The following is a 6,450-nucleotide window of genomic DNA, read 5'->3' as shown; positions in this document are numbered from 1 at the left end:
CGTGCCATGATTCAATACAAACTGCGTAAGGGCATAAAAGAATACAAAGTGGAGGAGTTGCCACGCGTGGGACGCGGCGGGCGAAAACTCCAGCAAAACATTACGACAAGATTCTTGATTGAGGAATTTCGACATCAAGGTTTCATTGAGAACGAAGCAGGAATGTACCATTTGATTTTTATCAGTACGTTTTGTCACTTGCAAATGACAACATTTCTTGAATTTATGGGTATGACCGTGGATGAGCTTATAGAGTTTTGATACCGGGCCTGGTCGCGCGATTTGTCAATATGCGGAATTTATCCGATATTACCCTCGGCTTGCTTTCTATTCGATTCCTGAAAGTGTGTTTGTACAGAGTAACGACTATATTGATCATCCAGAAGATAAATCCAGCTTTACCTTCTGGATGATCAAAGTTAGCCGGATCAACTACCATTTTACCTGTCGGTGCTCAAAATATTTGAAGGTACCCCCAGGGGTGCCGAATATGGGATCTAATAATCTTAATTGTACGTTTGAATTGTATGGAGGTCAATGGTATCATTGTATGCAGAACAATGTTTTTTTGAGGTGATAATAATGTCTAATGAATGGAATCCAACATTAGAGATAGGTAACAAATCTTTATACATTGCATTAGCAGACGCTTTGGAGTCAGACATTAATTTAGGTATATTAAAACCTGGTGAGAAATTACCTCCTCAAAGGGAACTGGCGGAACGCATTGGAGTAAATTTAAGTACAGTAACAAGAGCTCTTCGCGTTTGTGAGCTGAAGGGACTGATTTCTGGAGTAGTAGGGCGTGGAACGTTCGTAGCTGCTGATGTTAAAGTATCGTTATCTCTGATAAGTCAGGATAAAACATTGAATATAATTGAAATGGGGCAAGTACTACCCCTCTACGTAATTGATAGAGTTACTTCTAGGATGGTTAAAGATTCACTTCGAGACATGGATATGGAAAGGTTAATCAGATACTCTGACCCAGCGGGGCATTTAAATCATAGGGCTATTGGCGCGGAATGGCTTAAACGTTTTAAGATCAATGCCTCAGCTGAGGAGATTCTCATTACACCTGGTTCTCAAAATGCATTAGCCATTTGTTTGCTAACATTGTTTGATCCTGGAGATCGAATTGCAGTTGATTCCTTAACTTACCCAGGGATAAAAACCCTAGCAGCCTTACTTGGTCTTCGACTAGTCCCTATCGAAATGACTAATGACGGCATGAGTCCACAAGGACTATTAAACGCTTGCAAAAATGAGGGAATTAAGGGTATCTATCTAATGCCCGAAGTCCAAAATCCAACAACCCGTGCTATGACACAAGAATGTAGAGAGCAGATTGCAGATATTGTAACGAAGTATAATCTACTTTTGATCGAGGATGATACATATGGTTATACAGGTAATCTTGAAAGTGTTCCCATATCTGCTTATGTTCCTAGACAGGGAATTTATATAGGGGGCACTTCAAAACTCCTTGGACCCGGATTTCGGATTTCTTTTGTGCGAGTACCAGAAGCTTATATTGAGTTAATTGAAAAAGGGTTGTTAAATACAACATGGATGGCTTCACCGATTACTGCAGAATTAGTGACTCGTTTGATAACAACAGGGAAGGCTGAGACCATCATGGAGGGTAAACGGGAGGAAGCACGTATAAGAAATGAGTTGGCACTAAAAATGCTACACAAATACGATGTAGTAAGTAGACCCTGTGGTTTCTTTCAGTGGCTATTTCTCCCAGCTGGATGGCAGGGGAGAGAATTTGAACTGTTTGCCCGCGAAGCAGGTGTTCAAGTATTTTGTGCAGAAAAATTTGCGGTTGGGAGTAGTTTGGCACCTTCGGCTATTCGAATCTCTCTTTCTGGACCAGATACGATAGTAGAGTTGGAAAAAGGGCTTAGTATTCTTAAATGCGTTTTGCATAAGGGCTATGAGAATCAGACAATAATTATATAATTTTGTGTTGTCAAGTGTTTGCTCTGCCGTCATTTCGAGCACACAATGTGTTTGCTATCCAGGCCTATCAAGCACCCCACGCACCTTGGTAACGGTAATGTGACTATATGAAATATAGCTCTTTTGGCGTGACAGGGCACGTGGAGTGCTTGATAGTGCTATATCGGTGTTGAGTGAAAGCCTTGGTGTAAGCGGGTTTGAGAGAACGATTGTCTTTTTATCGTGATAAAACAATTAACATATGGTTGGCAACCACGCATTAGCAATCAGCGTAGCTACCCAAATATCTACTCCACAGTGCACTTACACTTTGGGGGTTAGGACTTGGTGCCTTCACAGAAGTTTATTCGATTATAGAATAGTTAATTATGAAAAGCCCATTATAGATATTGCCGTCAAATTGTCGCTACCGTTTGTTCTTGGCTTAATATTCTGAAGGATACGGAATGAATGTTGTATATTTGTTAAATATTCGTATAATAGCAGATTACTATGTCAAGTAAAAAAACCCGCTGCATTGAGCGGGTTTCCTCTTAACCAGTTTAAATTTTCTCCGGCGTAGTATTAAAGCAATACGAACATTTCGGACAAGTCACCTGGGGTGTCCCTTTATTAATAGGAACTCGCATCTTAGTCTTGCATTTTTCGCATTCAATGACCCGATGATCGACTTGCTGTAGAATTCGTGCCTGATCGAATCCGACTACTAACTCATCCCCAATCAGAAAAGAAGGAACCCCGCTGACATTTCTGCGGATTAACTCCGCGCGGGCCTGCTCATCACGGTTGATATCTTTTTCCACAAAATGAATCTTATGCTGCGAAAGAAACTTCTTCGCTGTATAACAATGCGGTCAGGTTTGTGTGGTGAATATGATGACGTTCTTCATAGAAACATACTCCTTTCTCTTTTGCGTATGCTCAACAGAATTCTTATTGCCTACAAGGTTTTTTCAACATCCCAAAACCCGAAGGCTGTGTAGACCCCACTGCTGACGGTGCCGCCACTTTTACTAGTACCGATATTGACTGCACTAAACCGCTGGCAGATCTAGGACTTTGATAGCGCAACACGTCTGCTTTCCTTTTGGCGGATACACTGCAGTATACAGAGAATTTCTCTCCGCATTCCTGGCAGAGCAGGTCATACCTTAGTATCGGTATGATGTTTCGCTTCCTTACTAAAGGACAGTTATACCCCTTAGGGGTATAACTAATTATAAATCGGGTTCTCTTGTATGTCAATCCGCCGTTTGATGCTACCGACATCATAAACCTAAGGGATAATCCTTTAAGCAATAAAGGCATACTTCTTTCTCATTATTAAGCTTCACATATTCTCCATACAAAGGTCATAAACTGGTTACAATTATATATTATGATAAAAAACAGAGATAACAATCCGCTAGTTTAGCGGTTGAAATATTGACCTTCTTTTCATTTTACACCTCCTTTTTTCCTATACCCCTCCTAGTGAGGGGATTTTTATTGTGAAAAGTTAGATTCATTTCTTTTGCTGTTGACGGATAAATTTTGAACTTGAAACATAATGACATAATTGTTTCAAACTTTTGACATACTTATGACTTACACTTTTACTATAATCCGATAAAAGAAACAAACATAAAGGAGTGTATTAACAAATGAAAAACTTTAAATCTTACATCGCAGTCGCCACTATCGTAGGAATCTTAGGGGTGACAGGAACCGCCTTCGCAGCATTAACAGGTCAGACTCCAGCAGAAATCACAGCAAGTTTAACAGGTCAAACAGTCGAACAAGTTACCGCACAAAGAACAACAGGGATAACTTATGGATCAATAGCCAAAGAGGCTGGCAAGTTAGATGAGTTCAAAGCTGAGACTCTTGAGCAAAAGAAAGCAATCCTTGACCAAAGGGTCGCCGATGGTAACCTCACTCAAGAACAAGCAGATGCAATTTACAACGCACTAGTGACGAATCAAGCGATTTGTGACGGATCAGGAAGCGCAGCCATAGGAAAGAGCATGGAAGCAGGATTTGGTCAAGGTCAAGGAATGGGTCTGGGAAATGGCCAAGGTATGGGGCAACGTAATGGAGGAGGCTCAAGGGGTGGAATGGGCAGAGGCGCTGCTTAGAATAACTAAGTAATATGTTAAAGGCTCAGCGTAATTTTCACGCTGAGCCTAATTTAATGTCCTAATATTTAGATAGCTACTCGGTAAAATTAAGGCACCCGACGGCTTGAAGGGTTGTTGGGATTAGGTTTCTTAAGTGAGGTGAGAATGATAACATTAGCCAAGCAGACGTATTTTTGGCACTTTGTACGTAAAACAATCTATGAGGCTGGCGCCAAATTATAAATAGTGGTCAAGGACTGGTAGAAAAGGTAAAAATTACGCGTGTACAAAACGGGCTCAGGGAGATAGGCCAATACACCACAAATGGTTATATGTGTGGCTCCAGCAATTTAAAGCTGTGAGCCACCTTTTTGTTGAATTTACTCCATGTGAATGGCCCTGTGATTTACTGTGAGAATTCTGTGAGAATTACTGTCCATTTCACTCAAAAGATCACCTAATCGGTGGTTGGCTACCTTACTGTGAAAGATATAGAAAGATTGTTTCAAAACCCGATCTTCAGACGGTTAAGTTTTTGCCGTTCACTGATACCTTCGTAGATTTTACCTAAGTGAAGAAATGATTTTCGTTGATTAATCCATATACAACGAAAGAAGGGATCAGTAAACTATAATTAGTCAGAAAATTAAGATAAATAGATAAATAAGAGAGGAGATTGGTTATGTCGCGTCAACAGCTGTTGATTTCTCTCCCTGAAGCGGCTGCCATGGTAAAGGATGGAGACAAGGTTGGAATTGGTGGATTTGTAACCACCAATAAGCCTATGGCTTTGCTCCGAGAGATTATGCGCTTGCGCAGACGAGATTTGACGATCATTGCTCCACCTTCCAGCATGGAGGTGGATATGCTCTTGGGACTAGGGTTGGTTGAGAAATTAATCACTCCATATCTTGGAGCTGAAGCTATCGCACCTCTGGGTCCCTTTCACAGCGGTTGGGCAGGAAAACGGTTTGCCGTCCAAGAGACGGATCTAGGGACTCTGGTAGCTGGGTTGCGCGCTCATGCTATGGCTTTACCGTTTATCCCTACACGAGGGGTAGTTGGTACCTCGATACCAAGCCTGAATCCAACCTTACGCTATGTTGAGGACCCCTTCGGTGGTCCACCTTTATTCGCGGTTCCGCCTTTAGAAATGGATGTAGTCTTACTTCACGCCAGCCAAGCCGATTGTTACGGCAATGTACAACATCTGGGAGCGACCTTTGTCGATCAGCTTCTGGCCCAGGCCGGTAAGAAGGTTATTGTCCAAGTGGAAAGGATTGTTTCTTCAGAAGAGATCCGACGCCACTCGGAAAATACTTCCTTAACCTGTGAATTTGTGGATGCTGTGGTTCTGGCACCCTATGGCGCTCATCCTATGGCTTCTCAAAACCATTATCGGGTCGACGCCGAATTTCTTAAGGAATATGTGCGGGTGGCTAAGGCCTGTGTTAAAGGGCAGCCAGGATTATTTGAGGACTTTGTGACTAAATATCTTGACAACCCTGGGGGACACACTGACTACCTAAGTATAGTGGGGTTAGATAGATTATTTAGCTTGGGAGAGGGGGTCTAATGCTTGTGAAAATGCAGGCTACAGCCAAGGAAACTGCTGCCGTGTTTATAGCTCGGCAAATCAACAATGAGGATTATATATCCCTCGGTACCAATTTGCCTGTGACCGCTGCAGGGGTTTTATTAGCCCAGATGACCCATGCCCCCGATGCCAAGATCAATGTGTTAAGCTATTTCGTAAATTTAGCAGATATTGATAGCTTCCCGGATTTAGGCCAAGTAGCCAACCCCAGTGTGGCGCGTTGGGCCGATGGGGTGATGTCTGTGGAACAACTAATTTACGGGATTAGACGTATGGATTTATGTTTCGCCGGTGGCCTTCAAATTGATCGCTATGGCAATACCAATTTAATTGGTATCGGCGATGATTATAACAATTTAAAATTTCGTGGTCCGGGTAGTGTGGGGACATCAACCGTGATGGCTAATTGTAAAAAGTTCTTTATCTATAGCAACGATCACTCACCGAGAACCTTAGTCCCCAGTTGCGATTTTATTTCCGCGTATGGTTGGGGGAGCGGAGGAGCTGATAGCAGGAGTAAGCTAGGGCTCCCAGGTTCAGGACCGAAATACGTGATAACTCCCAAAGCGATTATGGATTTTGACGAAGACAGTAAGCACATGCGCTTAAAACATCTTTTACCTGGCACAACAATGACAGACCTAATCCAAAGTACTGGCTTCCAACTTATCGTTCCAGAACAGTTAGAAGAATGTGAACCCCCTAGTGATAATGAACTCGAGATTTTACGTCTTAGAGTAGACCTAAAAGGTTACCTCAGGAACAGTCCGGAAAATTAAATCGTCC

The 6,450-nt window shown here is 42.3% G+C and carries 6 protein-coding genes; 5 read left to right on the top strand and 1 reads right to left on the bottom strand.

Features of this window, described 5'->3' with window-relative positions; translation table 11 throughout:
- Positions 1–261, top strand: a 261-nt coding sequence (locus JL57_RS32185; protein WP_291300849.1) for a hypothetical protein, incomplete at its 5' end; no start/stop codon positions are given.
- A 321-nt stretch (positions 262–582) separates the two neighbouring features.
- On the top strand, positions 583–1,968 hold the full coding sequence (locus tag JL57_RS32175) for a PLP-dependent aminotransferase family protein (protein WP_034145951.1): 1,386 nt from the start codon (positions 583–585) through the stop codon (positions 1,966–1,968).
- 542 nt (positions 1,969–2,510) lie between these two features.
- On the opposite strand, the gene JL57_RS32170 is transcribed toward JL57_RS32175, so the two are convergent.
- The gene (locus JL57_RS32170; protein ID WP_291300848.1) at positions 2,511–2,858 is read right to left on the bottom strand and encodes a glutaredoxin family protein; all 348 of its coding nucleotides are present in this window, start codon (positions 2,856–2,858) and stop codon (positions 2,511–2,513) included.
- Between the two features lie 753 nt (positions 2,859–3,611).
- Here JL57_RS32170 and JL57_RS32165 point away from each other — a divergent pair.
- From JL57_RS32165 to JL57_RS32155, 3 genes are all read left to right on the top strand, one after another.
- The gene (locus tag JL57_RS32165) at positions 3,612–4,085 is read left to right on the top strand and encodes a hypothetical protein (RefSeq protein WP_034145938.1); all 474 of its coding nucleotides are present in this window, start codon (positions 3,612–3,614) and stop codon (positions 4,083–4,085) included.
- Between the two features lie 664 nt (positions 4,086–4,749).
- Positions 4,750–5,643: a CoA transferase subunit A gene (locus JL57_RS32160; protein WP_034145937.1), complete on the top strand. Its 894-nt coding sequence runs from the start codon at positions 4,750–4,752 to the stop codon at positions 5,641–5,643.
- 11 nt (positions 5,644–5,654) lie between these two features.
- Positions 5,655–6,443, top strand: coding sequence for a CoA-transferase (locus tag JL57_RS32155; protein ID WP_291300851.1), 789 nt, complete (start codon positions 5,655–5,657; stop codon positions 6,441–6,443).
- Positions 6,444–6,450: the final 7 nt, after the last annotated feature.

The organism is Desulfosporosinus sp. BICA1-9, from assembly GCF_000802135.1.
Note: the sequence above shows the minus strand (reverse complement) of the source record. Positions and strands in the feature narration are given on the sequence as shown.